The organism is Dactylosporangium sp. NPDC000521 (genome assembly GCF_042898305.1).
Classification (GTDB): Bacteria; Actinomycetota; Actinomycetes; order Mycobacteriales; family Micromonosporaceae; genus Dactylosporangium.
The window spans coordinates 227,180-246,349 of sequence record NZ_JBIAYW010000012.1; the positions used below are offsets into that span (position 1 = coordinate 227,180).

Below are 19,170 nucleotides of genomic sequence, written 5' to 3' on the forward strand. Positions count from 1 at the left end.
TGATGATCCAAAGACGGATCCGGTCGTGATGACAGCCGCAATCATCCATTGATCAAGCCGGTGCCGCGAAGACCAGCGCTGTGCCGCTGCTGTCCGCGTGCGGGGCCGCCGACCCATGCGGGATCTCGCAGCAGCAAGCCAGCACGGTGGATGGGGTCCTCCCGGCCGGCCGGGGGCCGGAAGCCAGGCGCCGTGGTCGCGGTGATGTTCCCCGGCCACCCGTCCTCACATGGTCCAGCGCCGTCGAGGGCGTCATTCGGTGCTTCCACACCGCCGTCAGTTTCACAACCGGTGCACATCACGCTGACCGTAGACACCGCGCTCGCCGCGTCCGTTGCGCACCCAGCGCAGTGCACGCCGACCGCCGACGCCGTCCTCGTCGCCGTGGTTCACAACCAGCGCAGCGCACTCCGGCCGTGGTCACCGCGGCGGCTGCCGGGCGGTGCTGATGCTGAACCCTTAGGGGCAGGGTCAGTGAGGAACCCGCATGTGTCGCCGGGCGTTCCGGGAGAGGCTGGGAGCCTCGACATCCTGGAGGACGACGATGCGTGCTGTTCCCGCCGCCGCGGTCGCGGTGCTGCTGCTGGCCTCCGTCGCCGGGTGTGGGTTCGGGCCCCGGGAGACGGCGTCGCAGCAGTACCACGTCGAGGAGCCTGTCACGACGCTCGTCGTCACCGGCGACGCGATGAACGTCACGGTCAAGACCGGCGACGGGCCGGTGACCGTGGTCGAGCGGCGCCGGTGGCCGAGCGGCGGCGCCGCGCCGCAGGCGTCGCACCGCGTCGAGGCGGGCCGGCTGGAGCTGACGTCCACGGGTTGCCGGCGCTGTGAGGTCACGCTGACCGTCACGGTGCCGGCCGCGACGCGCACCGAGATCCGCATCGACGACGGCGAGGTGACGCTGCGGAACCTGTCCGGTGACGCGTCCGCGGTGCTCGACTCCGGCGAGGTCACCGGCTCGGGGTTGCGCGGCGCCACCTACCGCGTGGTGGTCGACACCGGCCGGGTCGAGCTCACCCACGCCACCTCCCCCACCGACGTCGTGGCCACCGTCGACACGGGCGAGGTCGACGTACGCGTCCCGGCCGGCGCCACGTACGCGGTCCGCAGCGACCGTGGACTGTCCGATGTGGACGTCGCCCGGGACGAGTCGTCCCCGCGCACCATCACCGTCAACGTCGACACCGGCCACGCCGTCGTCCACCACACCTGACCCGCGGGCGCTGGACCCGTTCGCCTGCCGGATCGCGGCGCCCCGGTCCGCTCACCCCCGCGCCTCACCTCGCTCGGGGAGGCGCCGCCGGAACGCATCGTCAAGGGCGGCCCCGCGGACGGCTTCGAGCGTCGCCTCAAGCCCCGCCTCGAGCGTCGCCTCAAGCCCCGTCTTGAGCGTCGCCTCAAGCCTGGCCCCGAGTCTCGCGTCCAGCCTGGCCTCAGGCGTCGCCTCGAGCCTGGCATCGAGCGTCGCTTCGAGGGCCTCGGTGAAGGCGGGGTGGGTGGCGGCGGCGCGCAGGGTCGCCTCGCCTGACAGGACGGTCGTTGCGAAGGCGTGCAGCGGGTCGTCCGGCGGGCGCAGCTCGGTCACGCGGCGCAGGACCGCACGGGCCACCGGGTCGGCGGTCATCGGGGGACCGCCGGGTGGTGGTACGGCTCCACGGACGGCAGGCGGGTCACCTCGGCGCCCGCCCGCACCGCCTCGATCTGGGCCGCGATCAGGCGGAACGTGGTCTCGGCCGCACCGTACAGCCGGGAGATCTCCTGATAGAGCCGGTAGGCCTGCCAGGTGTAGTACGCGGCGGTGGCGTAGCCGGTGAGTGCGCCGATGCCGGTCTCGATCGTGGCGGTGCCGACAACCCCGGCGACGCTGACGATGATGAGCGCGTCGATGAGCTGCTCGACGAGGCCGCCGGTCGCCTCGTACAGCTGCCGGCACGCGTCGACGGCGAGCGGGTAGAGCCGCGCGTATTCGGCGCAGGCCGGGCCGAGGGCGGTCGCGGCGCCGCCGAGCAGCAGCTGGAACTCCTGCTCGGCCTCGGCGGCGTTGCCGCGCCACACGGCGGTGACGTCGGCGGCGCCGGTGACGAGGTTGCCGCCGATCGTGCCGGCGGCGGCGCCGATGTGCGGCCACGTGTGCATGCAGTGCTCGTAGGCGCGCCAGTCGCCGCTGTACGCGGTGAGCCACGGCTCGAACGGGTCGACGCCGAACAGCCACACCGCGACCTGCCGGATCCATGCGGCGGGGCTGAGCAGGTCGGTGAGCGGGTTGAGCGTGAACGCGTCGGTCTGCGGCTCGTAGACGGGCGCTGCCAGTACAGGAGCGGCATGGGCGAACGGGGCCCGCGACGGCAGCAGGTCGGGGCGTGACTGGTGCAGCGTGCCGCGCAGCCCGCGCGGATCGGTGGCGCCGGCATAGGTGGCGTCGAGCGCGGCGGCGGCGGTGTGGTCGGCCGTCGCATAGCCGTCGGCGGCCCGCGCGACCTGGCCGGCTGCCCCGTCGCTGAGGTCCCGCAGCCGGCCGAGGGCGGCGGTGACCCGGCCGTATGCCTTGCCGTGCGGGTCGGCGACGAGCATCAGCAGCCCGCGCCGGTCCCAGCTGAGCGAGCAGTGGCGTCGCGTGTAGTCGAGCGTGTCCCGGGCGTCGCCGCCCGCCCCGGCGAGCATCGTGCTCAGTGCCCGCAACCCGCTCGGATCGACGTGGAAATCGTTCACCCCGGCCTCCCCCTGACCTCGGATGCCGGGGACTCTAGCGCTTCCACGCGCCGCACCCCGGGGGTCTGCACGGTCTGTTCCAGCAGCATCGCGCGCAGTGCTCGCGCCGCGTGGGACAGCACCGCGCCGCGCGGGTTGGCCAGGGCGATGGTGCGGTGCACGCCGGGTGCGGCGAGGGGGGTGGCGCGCAGCAGCGGCCGGTTCACCAGGGCCATGCTGGGCACGAGCGCGACGCCGAGGCCCGCCTCGACGAACGCGAGGACCGCGTCGAGCTCGCCGCCCTCGACCGCGTACCGCGGGGTGAAGCCGGCCCGCCGGCAGGCCTCGATGGTGACGTCGCGCAGGTCGTACCCGATGCGGAACATCACCATCGGGGTGTCGCGCAGCTCGCGGAGGGTGAGCATCGTCGGCAGCGGGTGGACGGAGGCGACCACAAGGTCCTCGCGCAGGATCGGCACGACGTCGAGCGCGGGGTCGGTGCCGTGCGCGGAGGCGACGATGAGCGCCAGGTCGAGTTGGTGCGCGACGAGCCCGGCGACGAGGTCCTGGGAGCCGCCCTCGTCGACGTGCAGGGCGATGTCGGGGTGGGCGGCGTGGAAGCGGCGCAGCACCGCCGGGACGAGGGATGTGCACAGGCTGGGCGTGGCGCCGAGGCGGACCCGGCCGCGGCGCAGCCCGACGACCTCCTGCACGGCGTCGCGGGCGGCGTCGGCGTCGGCGACCATCCGGCGGGCGAGCGGCAGCAGCGTCTCGCCGGCGGTGGTGAGCATGACGCCGCCCCGGGACCGGTCGAACAGGGGCGCGCCGAGCGCGGCCTCGAGCGTGTGAATTTGTTTACTCAGTGTCGGCTGGCTCACTCCCAGCGCTTCGGCCGAACGCGTGAAATGTCCCGATTCGGCCACAGACACGAAGTATCGGAGCTGTTGGAGTTGCACCTCCATAGCCTATGGCTATCGAGACTGCGTACCCCATGCATTGGACGAATGAAAACGGCGGTCCTTACCGTCGAACCCGTGGCGGTAGATACAGCGGTCAAGCCCATCGCGGCGCCCATGAAACCGAAGAAGCGCAGGTCGTCCGTCGGCCTGAAGCTCCTCATGGCGGGCACCGGCCTGCTGCTCGTGCTGTTCCTGTTCGCGCACATGGCCGGCAACCTGAAGATCTTCGTCGGCGCGGACGCGTTCGACCACTACGCCCACTGGCTGCGCGACATCGGCACCCCGCTGCTGCCGCGCACCTGGTACCTGTGGATCCAGCGCGGCGGGCTCACCCTCGCCGTCGTGGGCCACATCGCGGCGGCGGTCGTCCTCGCCCGGCGGGCCAGGCTCGCCCGCCCGGTCCGCTACGCGCACCGCCCCAAGGTGCAGGGCAGCTACGCGGCCCGCACGATGCGGTGGGGCGGCGTCATCATCCTGCTGTTCGTCGTGTTCCACATCCTCGACCTGACCACCGGCACGGTGAACCCGGTCGGCGACGCCCAGCACCCCTTCGCCAACGTGGTCGCGGACTTCGCGCCGTCGCGCTGGTACGTGACGCTCTTCTACGCGCTGGCGATCGTGGCCGTCGGCTTCCACCTGCGGCACGGCATCTTCAGCGCGCTGCGCACCCTCGGCCAGCAGACGCCGCGCGGTGAGCGCCGGGCGCGGGCGATCGCCCTCGTCCTGTCCGTCGTCCTCGTCGTCGGCTACCTGTCGGTGCCGTTCGCCGTGCTGATCGGAGCGGTCAAGTGAACTACTGGAGTGAGGGCGACCCGATCGCCGACACCGCCGCGCCCGACGGGCCGATCGAGACCCGCTGGGAGCGCCGCCAGTTCGCGGCCAAGCTGGTCAACCCGGCCAACCGCCGCAAGCTGACCGTCATCGTCGTGGGCACCGGCCTCGCCGGCGGCTCCGCGGCCGCGACGCTCGCCGAGGCCGGGTACAAGGTGCGGTCGTACTGCTACCAGGACAGCCCGCGCCGCGCCCACTCGATCGCCGCGCAGGGCGGCATCAACGCCGCGAAGAACTACCGCAACGACGGCGACTCGGTCTACCGGCTCTTCTACGACACGGTGAAGGGCGGCGACTTCCGCGCGCGGGAGTCCAATGTGTACAGACTGGCGCAGGTGTCGGTGAACATCATCGACCAGTGCGTCGCGCAGGGCGTGCCCTTCGCCCGCGAGTACGGCGGCCTGCTGGACAACCGGTCCTTCGGTGGCACCCAGGTGTCGCGGACCTTCTACGCCCGCGGCCAGACGGGCCAGCAGCTGCTGCTCGGCGCGTACCAGGCCCTGGAGCGGCAGGTCGCGCTCGGCAACGTCGAGATGCACACCCGCCACGAGATGCTCGAGCTCATCGTCGTGGACGGCAAGGCCCGCGGCATCGTCGTGCGCGACCTGATCACCGGGGCGATCTCGACGGAGTTCGCCGACGCCGTGGTCCTCGCGTCCGGCGGCTACGGCAACGTCTTCTTCCTCTCCACCAACGCCAAGGGCTGCAACGTCACCGCGTCGTGGCGGGCGCACCGCAAGGGCGCGCTGTTCGCCAACCCCTGCTACACGCAGATCCACCCGACGTGCATCCCCGAGTCCGGCACGCACCAGAGCAAACTCACGCTGATGAGCGAGTCGCTGCGCAACGACGGCCGGGTGTGGGTGCCGGTCCGCGCCGGCGACGACCGCGTCCCCGCCGAGATCCCCGAGGACGAGCGCGACTACTACCTCGAGCGGATCTACCCGTCGTTCGGCAACCTCGTCCCGCGCGACATCGCCTCCCGCGCCGCGAAGAACGTCTGCGACGAGGGGCGCGGCGTCGGCCCCGGCGGCCTCGGCGTCTACCTCGACTTCGCCGACGCGATCACCCGGCTCGGCCGCGACGCCGTGGAGGCCAAGTACGGCAACCTGTTCGAGATGTACGAGCGGATCACCGGCGACGACCCGTACATCACCCCGATGCGCATCTATCCAGCGGTGCACTACACGATGGGCGGGCTGTGGGTCGACTACGACCTGCAGTCGACGATTCCCGGACTGTTCGTGGTGGGTGAGGCCAACTTCTCCGACCACGGCGCGAACCGGCTCGGCGCGTCCGCGCTCATGCAGGGCCTCGCCGACGGGTACTTCGTGCTGCCGAACACCATCAACGACTACCTCGCCGCCGGGCCGTTCCGCCCGCTGTCCACTTCGGACGACGAGGTCGTCGCGGCGCGCTCCGCCGTGGAGGACCGTCTCTCGAAGCTGCTGTCCATCGACGGCGACCGCACCGTCGACTCGTTCCACCGCGAGCTGGGCCACATCATGTGGGAGTACTGCGGCATGGAGCGCACCGAGGAGGGCCTCACCAAGGCGATCAGCCTCATCCGGTCGCTGCGCGACGAGTTCTGGACGCGGGTGAAGGTGCCGGGCACCGGCGAGACGCTGAACCAGAACCTGGAGCGGGCCGGCCGGGTCGCGGACTTCTTCGAGCTCGCGGAGCTCATGTGCGTCGACGCGCTGCACCGCGCGGAGTCGTGCGGCGGGCACTTCCGGGCCGAGAGCCAGACCCCCGACGGCGAGGCGCTGCGGCACGACGACGAGTTCTCGTACGTCGCGGCGTGGCAGTTCACCGGGGCCGGGGAGCCGCCGGTGCTGCGCAAGGAAGCACTTGACTTCGAATACGTCCACCCGAGCCAGCGGAGCTACAAGTAATGAACCTCAAGCTGCGCGTCTGGCGCCAGACCGGCCCTTCCTCCCGCGGCCGCATGGTCACCTACGACGTTACGGACATTTCGCCCGACGCCTCCTTTCTGGAGATGTTGGACGTTTTGAACGAGCGTCTCATTCTGGAGGGCGAGGAGCCCATCGCCTTCGACCACGACTGCCGCGAGGGCATCTGCGGCATGTGCGGCATGATGATCAACGGTGTGGCGCACGGCCCGTCCCGCGCCACCACCACGTGCCAGCTGCACATGCGCCACTTCAAGGACGGCGAGACCATCGACGTCGAGCCGTGGCGGGCCGCCGCGTTCCCCGTCGTGAAGGACCTCGTCGTCGACCGCGGCGCCTTCGACAGCATCATCCAGGCCGGCGGCTACATCAGCGCCCCCACGGGCGCCGCCCCCGACGCCCACGCCACCCCGGTGCCGAAGGCCGACGCCGACGCCGCCTTCGAGGCCGCGACCTGCATCGGCTGCGGCGCGTGCGTCGCCGCGTGCCCCAACGGCTCGGCGATGCTCTTCACCGCCGCGAAGGTCGGCCACCTCGGCCTGCTGCCGCAGGGCCAGCCCGAGCGCGACACCCGCGTCGTCGGCATGCTGGCGGCCCACGACGAGGCGGGCTTCGGCGGCTGCACCAACACCGGCGAGTGCACCACCGTGTGCCCCAAGGGCATCCCGCTCACCCTCATCGGCCGCCTGAACTCCGACTACCGCAAGGCCGTCACCAAGCGCGGCTGACGCAACCTCACCCGCTTGGTCTCGCGCGCGGGTGCGCGGGCCGCGGGCGGGTGGGCGGCTGGGCAGGTGGCTCGCTCGGTGGGCGGTCGTCGGGCGGCGGGATGGTCGTCGCGGGAGCCACACGTCGATGCCGGGGCGGTGCGGCTCCGCTTTCATGCAACCGTACCTCAGACCACCTAATCGATCTTCAGAGTCGCCATCGAAGGGCCACGCTCCGTCAAAACGGCTGGTCAGGAGGGGTCTGCGAGGACGCGGTTACGGCCGGAGCGTTTCGCTGCGTACAGGTTGCGGTCGGCCTGGCTGAGCAGGGCGGCGGACGTGATGCGGCCGTCGGGGACGCTGGACACGCCGATGCTCACCGTCACCGGCAGGTCACCGGTGATCTCGGGCCAGGGGTGGCGCTGGATGGCGGTCCTGACCCGTTCGCAGCGGGCGACGGCCTCCTCCGCGCCGGCGCCGGGCAGCACGATCACGAACTCCTCGCCGCCGAGCCGGGCCACCGTGGCGGGCTCGTCGACGGCGCCGGCCATGACGGACGCGACGCGCTGCAGGACCAGGTCGCCGACCTCGTGTGACAGGGTGTCGTTGATCCGCTTGAAGAAGTCGATGTCGACCAGGGCCGCGGACACGGCCTCGCCGCGCTGCTCGGCGCGGCTGAGCAGGGCGGGCAGCTGCGCGTCGACGAAGCGCCGGTTGTAGAGGCCGGTCAGCGCGTCACGCAGCGCCATCTCCCGGAAGCGGACCGTCTCGCGCTGCCCCTCGCGACTCTCGAACACCAGCTGCGCCAGGCGGGCCTGCTCCTCCCGTTCGGCGGAGCGCAGCGCCTGCGACTCCTCGTCGTAGCGGCACTGCTCCTCGTACGCCTCCCGGAAGCGACCGCTCGCGGCGTGGAGGCGGGCCAGCTCGCGCCGGGCCCTCGCAGCGACGTCGACCATGCCGCGCTGCTCGCTCAGTGCCCGGCACCGGTCGACGGTGGCCCTGGCGCGGTCGAGCGCGCCGCCGAGCCGCTGTGCCTCGGCGAGGGTCAGCAGCACCTCGGGCAGCATGTTGCCCTCCGCGTCGCGGTGGGTGGAGGCGGCGTCGACCAGGGGCAGGAGGGTGCGTTCGGCCTCCTCGAACCGCCCCTGCAGCAGCTGTACGCGGGCGACCGTGTCCAGGTCCGGGGGTCGCAGCTGCACGCCGGTCCGTTCGACCAGGCGGCGCATCCGCTCGACGAGCTCGCCGGCGGCGTCCGCGTCGCCCGCCTGGTAGGCCGCGTACGCCATGTTGTTGAGCACCGAACGGCTCAGCTCGTGGTCGCCGGCGGCCGCGGCGATGTCGAGCGCCTCCGCATGGTAGGGGGCGGCGTCGGCCCGCGACACCACGTCGACGGACAGGGCGAGGATGACCAGGTGCGCGCCGCGGATCAGCGGCGGCACGTGATCCGGCAGGTGGTCCACCGACATCAGCGCGTGCCGGCGTGCCTGCGCGTTGTCGCCGAGGCAGGTGTGCAGGATCGACAGCAGGAAGTGGGTGCGCGCGAGGACGTACTGGTCGTTCTCGAGGACCGCCCACCGGTGCACCTCGTGCAGCAGCGGCGCGGACGCGGCCAGCTCCCCGCCGCGGGCGAGGGCGTCGGCGATGACGAGCCGGGCGCGGGCGGCGAGGTCGTCGCGGCCGAGCTCGACGGCGGCGCGCTCGGCGGCCTCGGCCTGCTCCCGGTCGGCGGTGCGCCGGTCGACCTCCATGCCGAGCACGACGGCGGCGACCCGGTCGGCGCTGATCACTGCTGTGCCAGTCATGACCGGAACCATCGGCACGCCGCGGCGGTACCTGAGCGCAATGGCCGATGGAGGGCGCCTAGGATCGTGCGGGCGTCGGCGGCACGAAGGAGGGTCCGTGGAGATCTGGCAAGCGGTGGTGCTCGGCGTCGTGGAGGGCGTGACCGAGTTCCTCCCGGTCTCCTCGACCGGGCACCTGACCATCACCGAGAAGCTGATGGGCATCCCGATCGACGACAAGGGCGTCACCGCGTTCACCGCGGTCATCCAGGTCGGCGCGATCATCGCCGCGATCATCTACTTCCGCACCGACATCGTCCGGTTCATCACCGGGTTCGTGAAGGGTCTGCGCAGCGCCGAGGCGCGCAAGGAGACCGGCTGGAAGATGGCGATCAACGTGATCATCGGGTCGCTGCCGATCGCGGTCATCGGCCTGCTGTTCAAGGACCTCATCGAGGGCGAGCTGCGCAGCCTGTGGTTCGTCGCCGGGGCGCTGGTGGTGTGGAGCCTCGTCATGGTCCTCGCCGAGCACCTCGCCACGCAGAAGGTCGGCGAGGCGGACGTCACCTGGAAGGACTCGCTGATCATCGGGCTGGCGCAGTGCATCGCCCTGATCCCCGGCGTGTCGCGGTCCGGCGCGACGATCAGCGTCGGCCTGCTGCGGCACCTCGACCGGGTCACCGCCACCCGCATGTCGTTCTTCCTCGGCATCCCCGCCCTCGCCGCCGCAGGCATCCTGGAGGGCGTGCAGCGCGCCGGCGAGATCAGCGAGACCGTCGGCTGGGGTCCGGCAGCGATCGGCACGGCCGTCAGCTTCGTGGTCGCGTACGCGTCGATCGCCTGGCTGCTGAAGTTCGTCGCCAGCAACTCGATCGCCACGTTCGTGTACTACCGCGCCGCGGTCGGCGGCATCATCGTCGCCCTGCTGTGGGGCGGCGTCATCAGCGCCACGTAAAAGCGGCGCCACGTAAAGCGGCGCCACGTAAAGCGGCGCCACGTAAAGCGGCGCCACGTAAAAGCGGCGCCACGTAAAGCGGCGCCACGTAAAGCGGCGCCACGTAAAGCGGCGCCACGTAAAGCGGCACCACGTAAAGCGGCACCACGCACAGCGGCACCACGCAGGCGTACCCGGCGGCGTTCGCGGCGCTCGACGCGGACGGGCAGGCGGCGGTCGAGGGCGCCGTCCGCGAGGCCGCTATCGTCGCCGTATGCCGTTCGACGTAGCACGGATCCGACAGGCCCACCCGGCGCTCGCCGAGGGGTTCGCCCATTTCGACGGTGCCGCCGGCACGCTGGTCGCGGAGCCGGTGGCGCGGGCCGTCGCCGGCGTCCTCGGCGGTGCGGTGAGCAACCGGACGACCGCGTTCGAGCCGGGGCGGCGCGCCCTCGCGATCGTCGACGCGGCCCGCGCCGCCGCCGGTGACCTCCTCGGCGCCGACCCCTCGGGCGTCGTGTTCGGGCAGAGTGCCACCGCGCTGACCTACACCGTCGCCCGCGGGCTCGCCGGGACCTGGAAGCCCGGCGACAACGTCGTCGTCACCCACCTCGACCACGACGCCAACGTGCGGCCGTGGGTGCAGCTGGCGTCGGCGATGGGCGTGGAGGTGCGGTGGGCGGCGTTCGACCCGGCCACCGGGGCGCTGCCCGTCTCCGCGTTCACGCCGCTCGTCGACGCGCGGACCCGGGTCGTGGCGGTGACCGCGGCCAGCAACGCCATCGGCACCGTCCCCGACGTGCCCGCGATCGCCGCGCTCGCGCACGGCTTCGGCGCCGTCGTCTACGTCGACGGGGTGCACGCGACCGCGCACCTGCCGATCGACGTGGCCGCGCTCGGCGCCGACTACTACGTCACCAGCGCCTACAAGTGGTCCGGGCCGCACCTGGCCGCCTGCGTGGCGGCGCCGTCGCAGTGGGAGCGGACCGCGATGCTCAAGCTGCTGCCGTCGCCCGACGCGGTGCCGGAGCGGTTCGAGCTGGGCACGCCGAGCTTCGAGCTCCTCGCCGGCTTCACGGCGGCCGTCGACTTCCTCGCGACGCTCGACGACGCCGCGCCGGGCTCACGCCGCGAGAGCGTGCTGCGTTCGATGGCGGCGGTCCACTCGTACGAGACGGGGCTCTTCGAACGGCTCCTCGACGGCCTGCGGTCGGTGCCGGCGGTGCGGGTGCTGCCCGCGCCGGCGGGTGGCTGCCCGACGGTGTCGTTCCGGGTCGACGGCGAGGACCCGGCGCGGACCGCGGCCCGCCTGGGCGACCAGGGCATCTGCGTCTTCTCCGGCGACTACTACGCGGCCGAGTACTTCACCGCGATGGGCCTGCGCGAGACCGGCGGGGCGGTGCGCGCCGGGATCTACCACTACACGACGGCCGACGAGGTGGACCGCCTGCTCGCCGCCCTGTGACACGGCTACGGCCGGCCACCGGCGCTCTGTCGGTGACCGGCCGCTCGCCAGGGGTTTCGGGGCTACTAGTTCGAGGCGACGCCGAGCTCGGCGGTGCCGCCGCCGTTGACCGCGGTCATCGAGGTGAAGGCGGAGTCGAGCTGCGCCCGGATGGCGTCGAGCTGGTGGAACTCGCTGGAGCTGGCCGTCTCGGAGCCCTCGGCGGCGAAGACGTGGTCCGTCTCGGCGGCGGAGTGGTCGTACGACGTGAAGTCCGACTCCTGGTACGTCGCGCCGCTCGCGTCGGTGTACGACACCTGGTGGCCCTGGTCGAAGCTGGTGCTCTCGGCCGACGCGTGGTCCTGCTCGTACACGCCGAACTGCGAGTCGTAGGTGTTCTGGCTGGCGTCGACCTGGTGCAGCTGGTCGAGGGACTCGTGGTTCTCGCCGGTCTCGATCTCGCCGTAGGAGCCGCCGTCGTAGCCCGTGTCGCCGGTGTAGTCGCTCATGTCTATCTCCCCTGGTTGTTTGTTTGCGTGCTGCGTTGTTGAGATAGACGTTAGGTGCGCGGGGAGCGGGGCGAATCCCGGATGTGTGCCAGGGGGCGTTTCGGCTTCAGCGGCCTTGGGAACCCGACTGCGCAACCGTTCCCCCCACGGAGGTTTCGCATGTCGACCCAGGCCGTCCTCTATCTCATCGCCATCATCCTGCTCGCCGTCGCGGCGCTGCCGGTGCCGTCCCGCGGCTTCAACCTGGCGATCCTCGGTGCCGCGTTCGCGCTGCTCGCCTATGCGTGGCCCGTCATCAGCGCGTGACGTCGCGGGTGGTGAGCGTCCGCCGCGGCGACGAGGGCGGCGTGCTCGCCGGTGACGACGGCCGCCGGGCGGAAGCGGACCCGGCGGCCGGTCACCTCGTCCGGTGCGCCGGTGCCCGGCTCGGTCCACTCGACGGCCGCCGTGCCTGACAGCTGCAGCGTGCGGCCGGTCGTGAAGTCCGGCACCAGCAGCGCCGCGGACGGGTCGGCGGCGAGGTTGCCGAGGCTGTTGAACATGTTGTTGCCCGGGTAGTCCGGCCACCACAGCTCACCCTCGACGACGCGCAGGAACCCGCGCGGCCCTCCCCGGTGCGAGGCGTCGGCGCCGCGGTCAGGGTGCGTGGTGCCGAGGAAGAACGTGTCGGCGCCGCGGATCGTGGCCTCGCCGGCCGCCGTGAGCGCCTCCTCCGCCGTGAACGTCCCGGGCACTCCCCCGGCGACGGCCGTGCTCATGAGGCGTCGGGGGTGGATGTACTGGGGGCAGTTGCCGAACGCTTCGGTGACGTCGACGGTCAGGCCGCCCTCGGTGCCGATCAGGGTGCCGTTGACCCGCATGCGGCGGCGGGTCGTGAAGTCGATCGCGATCAGGCCCACCCGCCGGCCGGCGGGGAGGTCGTGGAGCGGGTCGCCGGGCGCGAACGCCGCCGCCACCCGCAGCGTCTGCCCGAGCCCTGCCAGGAACCCGGGCGGGCCGGTCAGCGCCGAGACCCAGAGCCTGCCGTCGCGGCCGCGGCCGGTGAGCGCGGCGACGGTCCGCTCCGCCAGCCACCCGCCCGCGCCCCGGCTCAGCCCGCCGGGCGCGAGCATGCCGCTGAGCCGGGCCGCCTCGAACCGCACGCCGGCCTGTTCCTGGACGCTGAGCTCGCCTTCATGGAACACCGTCGCCCGCCTTCCTAACGGTTGACTTCGCCTGCATCCATTAGTGCACGACCAAATGGTTTTCGCAACGCCTTACCATTAGGACGTGGAGCCGCTGCCGGTCGAGCTGATGAACACCGTCCGGGCGGACCGTGACGGCGTGCACGACACCATCGCCGACCCGGCCGCCGCCGCACGCTGGCTGAGGGAGGCCCGCCCCGCAGCGGAAGCGCAGGGCGGCACCGAGGTCGGCATCGCCGGGTGGGAGACGGTCGCCGAGCTGCGGGACCTCCGCGACGCCCTGCGCGTCCTGGCCGCCGCGGCGACCGGCGACGATCGGGAGGCCGCCGCGTCACACCCCGGGGACCTGGCCGCCGCCGTCACCGTCGTCAACCGCGCGTGTGCCCGTGCCCCTTCCTGGTCCGAGCTGCACTGGCCCGACCCCGGCGGCGGTGAGGGCGCCGCCGGGCCGTGGCGGACGGCGCGGACGGCGCACGCCCCGGCGCTCGCCGCGGTGGCCGCGATCGCGGAGGAGGCGGTGGCCCTGTTCGCCGGCCCGGACCGGGCGCTGCTGCGGGCCTGCCGCGCGCCGGGTTGCGTGCTGTACTTCATCCGGAACCATCCCCGCCGGGAGTGGTGCTCCGACGGCTGCGGCAACCGCGCCCGCGTCGCCCGGCATTACCAGCGTCACCACAGCGGATCGAAGGAGGGCGGCTGATGCGGCCGGGGCCCGGGCAGGTGCTGCACTTCTCCGAGGACCCGACGATCACCAGGTTCGTGCCGCACGTGGCGGCGACCGCGCGGGAGACCGAGCCGTACGTGTGGGCCGTCGACGACAGCAGGTCCCCGGACTACTGGTTCCCGCGGCAGTGCCCGCGGGCGATGGCGTGGACCGGGCCGGACACGACCGGCGAGGACCGCGACCGCATCCTCGGCCCGGGCGGCGGCGAGCGGGTCCACGCCGTCGAGTACGGCTGGCTCGAGGCGATCCGGACCGCGCGTGTGTATGCGTACCGGCTGCCGGCGGCGCCGTTCCGGCCGCTGGGGGAGCACGCGCACGTCGCCGTCGAGCCGGTGGTGCCGCTCGGGCCGCCCGAGCCGGTCGGTGACCTCTTCGCCCTGCACGCCGACGCCGGCATCCAGCTCAGGGTGCTGCCGGTCCTGTGGCCGTTCTGGGACGCTGTCGTGGCGAGCACGCTGCGGTTCAGCGCGATCCGGATGCACAACGCGACGCCCCGCTGACGTCCGGGCGCGCCGGGGGCGGCGAGAGCGCCGGCACCACCGCGGACCAGCGGCCCCCGGCGTGAGGCCGGTCACCGCGGAGGTGGCCAGCCGCTGCCCGGGTCCGCGGCGAGGTGCAGGCTGTCCCGGTGGACAACAAAGCCGCGCGGGTGTTCCGGTTCGCCGCGATCGGGGAGGCCTGCTCCTGGCTCGGCCTGCTGGTCGGGATGTTCTTCAAGTACGTCGTCGTGGAGAACGAGATCGGCGTGAAGGTGTTCGGTCCGATCCACGGCGCGATGTTCGTCGCCTACCTGGTCGCGCTGGCGTGGGTGACCGTCAAGGAGCGGTGGGGCCTCGCGCGGCTCGCGGTCGGTGCGGCGGCGTCGATCCCGCCGTTCACGACGCTGCTGTTCGAGCTCTGGGTCGAGCGGCGCCGGGCCCGCCCCGCCGAGGCACTGGCAGGACGGGCCTAGCAAACCGGGCGACCTCAGGCGGGCAGGGTCCAGCGCTGGTTCTGGCCGGTCCCGCACGCCCAGATCTGCAGCTGGGTGCCGTCGGCGGAGCTGGGCCCGGTGGCGTCCAGGCACTTGCCGAGCGCCCGGAGCGTGCCGTCGCCGGGTGCCGTCCAGGTCTGTGCCGCGCTGCCGTTGCAGTCGTACAGCTGGACCTTGGTGCCGTTCGCGGAGTTGGCGGCGGCCACGTCGAGGCACTTGCCGAGGGCGCGCAGCGTGCCGTCCGTGCCGACGGTCCAGGACTGCGCGGCGGTGCCGTTGCAGGTCCACAGCTGGATCTTCGTGCCGTTGGCGGTGGCCGCGCCGGCGACGTCGACGCACTTGGCGCCGTAGCCGGTGATGGGCCCGACCCGGGTGGACGGGGTGCCGCTGTCCGCGCCGGCCCACAGGTACGTGCCGACGGTCTTCGCCGGCAGGGTGCCGGCGATCTGCTGGGTGCCGACCCGCAGCGTGAAGGCCTGCGAGGCGGAGGTCTGGTTGACCACGACCGTGACGAGGGTGCCGTCGGGGTTCAGGAACGCGACGTTCGTGACGGTGCCGGTGCTGCCGTAGCCGGTGGCGACGCGCCGCGCGCCCGGCTTCACGAACTTCGAGAACTGGGCGACCATGTTGTAGTCGGGCAGCGCCCAGAACGTGTCGCGGTTGCTGGTGCTCTGCACGAGCATCGTCGGGTCGGGCGAGCCGGACCAGCGTTCGGGTGCGCGGTTCTGGTCGAGCATGCTGACCCAGCCCTCGTACAGGGTGGCGTTGTTGCGGAAGTACTGCACGATCCGGTCGGCGCCCGAGGTGCCCCACACGGAGCGCTCGGTCATCAGCATGTCCTTGTCGGGGTAGGACGCCTTCACGGTGCTCATCGCGGACGGGTCACCCGCGTAGTCGTGGAACGCGATGCCGTCCACCGAGGAGTAGGCGTCGGAGTGGGCGCCGGCCGAGCCCAGGACGCCGGCGGCGTAGGAGACCGACTCGGCGAAGTTGTGGTCGAAGGCCCAGATGCGGGTGCGGAGCCCGTTGGCGGACAGCTCGGTGCGCAGCGCCTTGGCGAGCTGCCGCTCCTGGTCCGCGGAGACGAGCATGCCGGGGTAGTCCGGCGGGGAGAAGAGCGGCTCGTTCTGCAGGGTGAGCGCGTGGATCGGGATGCCCTGCGCGGTGTAGGCCTGCACCGCCCGCCGGTAGTACGCGGCGAGGGCCGGGATCTGAGCGGTGACGAGGCTGCCGCCGATGATGGCGTTGTTGGTCTTCATCCAGCCCGGCGCCGACCACGCGCTCGCGAACACCTTGATGTCGGGGTTGATGGCGAGGGCCTGCCGGACGGTGGCGATGATGCCGTAGTCGATGTCGCGCTGGATCGAGAAGCGCGACAGCGCCGGGTCGGCGGCGCCGTCGTCGTACGTGTAGAAGTCGTGCGACGTGAAGTCGCTGGTGCCGAAGGTGATCCGGATGACGTTGAAGCCGGCGCCGGTGGCCGGGTCGACGAGCGCGCGCAGGGCCCGGTCGCGGGCGCCGGCGCTCATCCTGGACAGGTTGTAGACGGTCGACTCCTCGAGGGAGGAGCCGACGCCGAGGATCGTCTGGAAGCGGCTGTTCGTGTCCGCGGTGATGGTGGGTGTACCGGCGGCCGCCACGACGGGCACGTCGGCCTGACGGGACAGCTGGTAGGGCGTCCCCGCGAGGCCGGTGGCGGGACTGGTGTACCAGTTGCCGTTCTTCGGTTCGTAGCCGGCGGTGCGGGACTCGGAGCTCCAGTAGACCTGGACGCTGGTCGCGGCGGCCTCAGCGCTGGGCACGCTGAGGGCCACCATCGAAGCGGCGAGGAGGGACAGGGCGAGCAGCGGTCGGGTTGGGACCATGAAGGTGCTCCTGGCGGGGAGTGCTGGGAAACTTCAGGACTTGAAATAAGCCCCGACCGAACTCTCCGCAATAGGAAGCCAACCTGTCAATAGGTGGCCGACCAGACCTGGAAGGTCGGGCCGTCCGACGGGACCTCCGTCGCGCCGCCGTAGAGGTTGACCGCCCGGTCCAGCCCGGGGATGCGCACCGGCGGGCCGGACGCGCGGCGGGCGAGGACCAGCAGGCGCTCGGACGCGGTCTCCCGCCAGAACGCGATGGTGTCGGCGTCGGCGTGCGCCACCCGCATCCCGCCGTGCCGCAGCGCCGGGTGGGCGCGGCGCAGCGCGAGCAGCGCCCGGTAGCGCTCCAGGGTCGTGCGGTCCCAGCCCGCCTCGTCGTGCCACGGCATCGTGCGCCGGGCCTCCTCGCCCCACGCGCCGGTGAGGCCGATCTCGTCGCCGGCGAAGACCATGGGCACGCCCGGCAGGGTCGCCAGCAGGCCGGCGGCCACCTCGACCCGGTCGCGGTCGCCGACGACCGTGCGGACGCGCGGCGTGTCATGGGTGCTCAGCGCCGTCCAGGAGTGTGTCCACGACCGCCACGACATGCTCGCGGAGACGGCGCGCATGGCCCTGACGACGGCGTCGCCGCCGCGGACCGGCACGCCGCCCGGGACGCCGAGGAAGTCCGGCAGCGCCAGGTCCGGCCCGCGCAGCCAGGTCCACAGCGGACGGGTGAAGCCGGCGTAGTTCATGGTGCCCTGCCAGCCGCCGACGTCGAGGTCGCCGCCCGCGCCGTGGGCGTGCTCGGCGACGAGCATCGCGTCGGGCCGCACGTCGCGCACCGCGCGGGCGACGAGCCGCGACACCTCGTGGGTGAGGTCGTCGGTGCCGTGCCGGCCGGTCATGTTGGCCACGTCCACCCGCCAGCCGTCGAGGTGCTCCAGCCAGCGCTGCAGCGGGTCGACGAAGGCCTTGCGCAGCCCGGTGGAGTTCCAGTTGAGCTTCGGCAGGCTCGGCACCCCGTACCACGCGGCGTAGGTGCCGTCGGACGCGTGGTAGTAGCGGTCCCGGGCCGCCGGGTCGTGGAACCACTCGTGGGCGTCGCCGGTGTGGTTGGTGGTGATGTCGCCGACGAGCCGCATCCCGCGGGCGTGCAGCGCGGCGGCGAGCCGGGCGAGGGCCGCGTCGCCGCCGAGCAGCGGGTCGACGGTGTCGAACGTCGACGCGTCGTAGCGGTGGTTGGAGCCGGCCGGGAAGAACGGGGTCAGGTAGACGGTGTCGGCGCCGAGGGACTGGATGTGGTCCAGGCGGCCGGCGATGCCGTCGAGGTCGCCGCCGTAGATCTGCCGGCTGGTGAGCTCGCCGCGGCCGACGACCGGGGCGTCCCAGCCGCACGGCACCGCCCACGAGGGCAGGGCGCGCTCGGCGTACGCGGGCGACCGGGCGAACCGGTCCGGGAAGATCTGGTAGATGACGGCGTCCCGGATCCAGGCCGGCGGCGCGGGGTGCGCCACCAGCCTGAAGTCCGTGGTGTCCGGGACCTCGTGGCCGGCGGGACCCGTCGCGGTGAACCAGTCGCCGTCGACCAGGAACCGGTAGGGCGTGACCGGGTTGTGCACCGGCAGCGTGGCCCGCCACCACAGCTCGTCGCCCCGGCGCTCGGCGACGGCCTCGCTGAAGCGCGGCTCACCGTCCAGCACCGACCTGACGTACACCTGCGAAACGCCCGGCGAGGTGCGCAGGAAGACGTCGGCGTCGCTGCCGGGCGCCGGCGACTGGTCCGGGACGTACAGCTCGGATCCGTCGTGGTGGATCATCGTCATCCTTTCACCGCACCCGCGGTCAGGCCCGACACGATGTACCGCTGCAGCGACTGGAAGACCAGCACCGTGGGGATCGCGGTCAGCAGCGACCCGGCGCAGAACATGCCGAAGTTCGCGTTGCGCTGCCCGGCGATCAGCCCGTACAGGCCGACGGCGAGGGTCTTGGAGTCGTCGGAGCGCAGGAAGGTGTTGGCGAGGAGGACCTCGTTGATGGTGCCGATGAAGCCGAGCAGCGCGGTGACCGCGAGGATCGGCGCGATCAGCGGCAGCGTGATGCGGAAGAACGTCTGCGCGTGGGTGGCGCCGTCCATGACCGCCGACTCGTCCAGCTCCCGCGGGACGGTGTCGAGGAACCCCTTCATCAGCCAGGTGTTCACGCCGAGCGCGCCGCCGAGGTACAGCAGCATCAGCCCCCACGGGGTGTCCAGGCCGAACGCGGGGTAGAAGTCACCGATCCCGGCGAAGATCAGATAGATGGTGACCACCGCGAGGAACTGCGGGAACATCTGGATGAGCAGCAGCGCCATCAGCCCGACCCGCCGGCCGGCGAAGCGCATGCGGGAGAACGCGAAGGCGGCGAGGACCGACAGGAACACGGCCGTCGCGGCGGCGACGCTGGCGATGACGACGGAGTTGACGTACCAGCGGCCGAAGGCGGTCTTGCCGAACAGGTCCGTGAAGTTCGCCGTGCTGGCCCCGGTCGGGTACAGCTCGGTCGAGCTCAGCGACCCGACCGGGTTGAACGCCGCGGACACCACGAACACGATCGGGAAGAGCGAGAACACCAGGGCGGCGATCCCGACGGCGTGCCGCCATCCCATCCTGCGCATCCACTTGGTCATGCCGCCGCCTCCGC

20 protein-coding genes are annotated in these 19,170 nt (G+C 72.3%); 10 read left to right on the top strand and 10 right to left on the bottom strand.

All coding sequences use genetic code 11. The features are described 5' to 3' along the window. Positions 1-544: 544 nt before the first annotated feature. Positions 545-1,213 (top strand): hypothetical protein, encoded by a 669-nt coding sequence (locus tag ACFY3L_RS35080; protein ID WP_389334121.1) that lies wholly within the window; start codon positions 545-547, stop codon positions 1,211-1,213. A gap of 51 nt (positions 1,214-1,264) precedes the next feature. Here the strand turns inward: ACFY3L_RS35080 and ACFY3L_RS35085 are convergent, their stop codons facing one another. The 3 genes from ACFY3L_RS35085 to ACFY3L_RS35095 are packed head-to-tail and all read right to left on the bottom strand — an operon-like array spanning position 1,265 to position 3,650. Further along, positions 1,265-1,624, bottom strand: a complete 360-nt coding sequence (locus tag ACFY3L_RS35085; RefSeq protein ID WP_389334124.1) for a hypothetical protein — start codon at positions 1,622-1,624, stop codon at positions 1,265-1,267. Then, positions 1,621-2,709 (bottom strand): type VII secretion target, encoded by a 1,089-nt coding sequence (locus ACFY3L_RS35090; protein WP_389334127.1) that lies wholly within the window; start codon positions 2,707-2,709, stop codon positions 1,621-1,623. The genes ACFY3L_RS35085 and ACFY3L_RS35090 overlap by 4 nt, the downstream gene beginning before the upstream one ends. Next, positions 2,706-3,650, bottom strand: coding sequence for a LysR substrate-binding domain-containing protein (locus tag ACFY3L_RS35095; protein ID WP_389334129.1), 945 nt, complete (start codon positions 3,648-3,650; stop codon positions 2,706-2,708). Before ACFY3L_RS35095 ends, ACFY3L_RS35090 begins: the two co-directional genes overlap by 4 nt. 111 nt (positions 3,651-3,761) lie before the next feature. On the opposite strand from ACFY3L_RS35095, the gene ACFY3L_RS35100 reads away from it, so the two are divergent. The 3 genes from ACFY3L_RS35100 to ACFY3L_RS35110 are packed head-to-tail and all read left to right on the top strand — an operon-like array spanning position 3,762 to position 7,119. Continuing rightward, positions 3,762-4,439, top strand: coding sequence for a succinate dehydrogenase cytochrome b subunit (locus ACFY3L_RS35100; protein WP_389334209.1), 678 nt, complete (start codon positions 3,762-3,764; stop codon positions 4,437-4,439). Then, positions 4,436-6,373, top strand: a complete 1,938-nt coding sequence (locus tag ACFY3L_RS35105) for a fumarate reductase/succinate dehydrogenase flavoprotein subunit (protein ID WP_389334132.1) — start codon at positions 4,436-4,438, stop codon at positions 6,371-6,373. The genes ACFY3L_RS35100 and ACFY3L_RS35105 overlap by 4 nt, the downstream gene beginning before the upstream one ends. Next, positions 6,373-7,119 carry a succinate dehydrogenase/fumarate reductase iron-sulfur subunit gene (locus ACFY3L_RS35110; protein WP_389334135.1) on the top strand — a complete coding sequence of 249 codons (747 nt, stop codon included), beginning with the start codon at positions 6,373-6,375 and terminating at the stop codon, positions 7,117-7,119. The genes ACFY3L_RS35105 and ACFY3L_RS35110 overlap by 1 nt, the downstream gene beginning before the upstream one ends. Before the next feature lie 230 nt (positions 7,120-7,349). On the opposite strand, the gene ACFY3L_RS35115 is transcribed toward ACFY3L_RS35110, so the two are convergent. After that, positions 7,350-8,900, bottom strand: coding sequence for a diguanylate cyclase (locus ACFY3L_RS35115; protein ID WP_389334137.1), 1,551 nt, complete (start codon positions 8,898-8,900; stop codon positions 7,350-7,352). A gap of 97 nt (positions 8,901-8,997) precedes the next feature. On the opposite strand from ACFY3L_RS35115, the gene ACFY3L_RS35120 reads away from it, so the two are divergent. Then, positions 8,998-9,834, top strand: coding sequence for an undecaprenyl-diphosphate phosphatase (locus ACFY3L_RS35120; RefSeq protein ID WP_389334140.1), 837 nt, complete (start codon positions 8,998-9,000; stop codon positions 9,832-9,834). Here ACFY3L_RS35120 and ACFY3L_RS35125 read toward each other — a convergent pair. Further along, entirely contained in the window at positions 9,768-10,106 is a 339-nt protein-coding gene (locus ACFY3L_RS35125) for a pentapeptide repeat-containing protein (protein ID WP_389334143.1), read from the bottom strand. The two genes, ACFY3L_RS35120 and ACFY3L_RS35125, sit on opposite strands and share 67 nt — an antisense overlap. On the opposite strand from ACFY3L_RS35125, the gene ACFY3L_RS35130 reads away from it, so the two are divergent. Further along, entirely contained in the window at positions 10,088-11,278 is a 1,191-nt protein-coding gene (locus ACFY3L_RS35130; RefSeq protein ID WP_389334145.1) for a cysteine desulfurase-like protein, read from the top strand. The two genes, ACFY3L_RS35125 and ACFY3L_RS35130, sit on opposite strands and share 19 nt — an antisense overlap. A 65-nt stretch (positions 11,279-11,343) precedes the next feature. Here ACFY3L_RS35130 and ACFY3L_RS35135 read toward each other — a convergent pair whose 3' ends face one another. Next, positions 11,344-11,766 carry a hypothetical protein gene (locus ACFY3L_RS35135; protein ID WP_389334148.1) on the bottom strand — a complete coding sequence of 141 codons (423 nt, stop codon included), beginning with the start codon at positions 11,764-11,766 and terminating at the stop codon, positions 11,344-11,346. 159 nt (positions 11,767-11,925) lie between these two features. On the opposite strand from ACFY3L_RS35135, the gene ACFY3L_RS35140 reads away from it, so the two are divergent. Continuing rightward, complete coding sequence (locus ACFY3L_RS35140) at positions 11,926-12,072, top strand: hypothetical protein (protein ID WP_344504161.1); 147 nt, start codon at positions 11,926-11,928, stop codon at positions 12,070-12,072. On the opposite strand, the gene ACFY3L_RS35145 is transcribed toward ACFY3L_RS35140, so the two are convergent. Continuing rightward, the gene (locus ACFY3L_RS35145; RefSeq protein ID WP_389334151.1) at positions 12,045-12,950 is read right to left on the bottom strand and encodes a pyridoxamine 5'-phosphate oxidase family protein; all 906 of its coding nucleotides are present in this window, start codon (positions 12,948-12,950) and stop codon (positions 12,045-12,047) included. The two genes, ACFY3L_RS35140 and ACFY3L_RS35145, sit on opposite strands and share 28 nt — an antisense overlap. 85 nt (positions 12,951-13,035) lie before the next feature. Between ACFY3L_RS35145 and ACFY3L_RS35150 the strand changes: the two genes are divergently transcribed. The 3 genes from ACFY3L_RS35150 to ACFY3L_RS35160 all read left to right on the top strand — a co-directional run bounded on the left by ACFY3L_RS35150 (position 13,036) and on the right by ACFY3L_RS35160 (position 14,623). Then, the gene (locus tag ACFY3L_RS35150; protein WP_389334153.1) at positions 13,036-13,647 is read left to right on the top strand and encodes a CGNR zinc finger domain-containing protein; all 612 of its coding nucleotides are present in this window, start codon (positions 13,036-13,038) and stop codon (positions 13,645-13,647) included. Continuing rightward, on the top strand, positions 13,647-14,171 hold the full coding sequence (locus ACFY3L_RS35155) for a DUF6886 family protein (RefSeq protein WP_389334155.1): 525 nt from the start codon (positions 13,647-13,649) through the stop codon (positions 14,169-14,171). Before ACFY3L_RS35150 ends, ACFY3L_RS35155 begins: the two co-directional genes overlap by 1 nt. Positions 14,172-14,299: 128 nt before the next feature. Further along, a complete protein-coding gene (locus ACFY3L_RS35160) occupies positions 14,300-14,623 on the top strand; it encodes a DUF3817 domain-containing protein (RefSeq protein WP_389334158.1) in 324 nt (107 codons plus the stop codon). 14 nt (positions 14,624-14,637) lie between these two features. On the opposite strand, the gene ACFY3L_RS35165 is transcribed toward ACFY3L_RS35160, so the two are convergent. The 3 genes from ACFY3L_RS35165 to ACFY3L_RS35175 form a co-directional block, all read right to left on the bottom strand. Beyond that, the gene (locus ACFY3L_RS35165) at positions 14,638-16,509 is read right to left on the bottom strand and encodes a ricin-type beta-trefoil lectin domain protein (RefSeq protein WP_389334161.1); all 1,872 of its coding nucleotides are present in this window, start codon (positions 16,507-16,509) and stop codon (positions 14,638-14,640) included. An 86-nt stretch (positions 16,510-16,595) separates the two neighbouring features. Next, the gene (locus ACFY3L_RS35170; protein WP_389334164.1) at positions 16,596-18,314 is read right to left on the bottom strand and encodes a glycoside hydrolase family 13 protein; all 1,719 of its coding nucleotides are present in this window, start codon (positions 18,312-18,314) and stop codon (positions 16,596-16,598) included. Next, positions 18,311-19,156: a sugar ABC transporter permease gene (locus tag ACFY3L_RS35175; protein WP_389334167.1), complete on the bottom strand. Its 846-nt coding sequence runs from the start codon at positions 19,154-19,156 to the stop codon at positions 18,311-18,313. Before ACFY3L_RS35175 ends, ACFY3L_RS35170 begins: the two co-directional genes overlap by 4 nt. Between the last annotated feature and the right edge of the window lie 14 nt (positions 19,157-19,170).

What these genes read in the sequence shown, in the direction of transcription:
- ACFY3L_RS35080 (WP_389334121.1), top strand. Translation starts at nt 545, where the DNA reads ATGCGTGCTGTTCCCGCCGCCGCGGTCGCGGTGCTGCTGCTGGCCTCC.
- ACFY3L_RS35085 (WP_389334124.1), bottom strand. Translation starts at nt 1,624, where the DNA reads ATGACCGCCGACCCGGTGGCCCGTGCGGTCCTGCGCCGCGTGACCGAG.
- ACFY3L_RS35095 (WP_389334129.1), bottom strand. Translation starts at nt 3,650, where the DNA reads ATGGAGGTGCAACTCCAACAGCTCCGATACTTCGTGTCTGTGGCCGAA.
- ACFY3L_RS35100 (WP_389334209.1), top strand. Translation starts at nt 3,762, where the DNA reads ATGAAACCGAAGAAGCGCAGGTCGTCCGTCGGCCTGAAGCTCCTCATG.
- ACFY3L_RS35110 (WP_389334135.1), top strand. Translation starts at nt 6,373, where the DNA reads ATGAACCTCAAGCTGCGCGTCTGGCGCCAGACCGGCCCTTCCTCCCGC.
- ACFY3L_RS35115 (WP_389334137.1), bottom strand. Translation starts at nt 8,900, where the DNA reads ATGACTGGCACAGCAGTGATCAGCGCCGACCGGGTCGCCGCCGTCGTG.
- ACFY3L_RS35130 (WP_389334145.1), top strand. Translation starts at nt 10,088, where the DNA reads ATGCCGTTCGACGTAGCACGGATCCGACAGGCCCACCCGGCGCTCGCC.
- ACFY3L_RS35135 (WP_389334148.1), bottom strand. Translation starts at nt 11,766, where the DNA reads ATGAGCGACTACACCGGCGACACGGGCTACGACGGCGGCTCCTACGGC.
- ACFY3L_RS35140 (WP_344504161.1), top strand. Translation starts at nt 11,926, where the DNA reads ATGTCGACCCAGGCCGTCCTCTATCTCATCGCCATCATCCTGCTCGCC.
- ACFY3L_RS35155 (WP_389334155.1), top strand. Translation starts at nt 13,647, where the DNA reads ATGCGGCCGGGGCCCGGGCAGGTGCTGCACTTCTCCGAGGACCCGACG.
- ACFY3L_RS35165 (WP_389334161.1), bottom strand. Translation starts at nt 16,509, where the DNA reads ATGGTCCCAACCCGACCGCTGCTCGCCCTGTCCCTCCTCGCCGCTTCG.
- ACFY3L_RS35170 (WP_389334164.1), bottom strand. Translation starts at nt 18,314, where the DNA reads ATGACGATGATCCACCACGACGGATCCGAGCTGTACGTCCCGGACCAG.
- ACFY3L_RS35175 (WP_389334167.1), bottom strand. Translation starts at nt 19,156, where the DNA reads ATGACCAAGTGGATGCGCAGGATGGGATGGCGGCACGCCGTCGGGATC.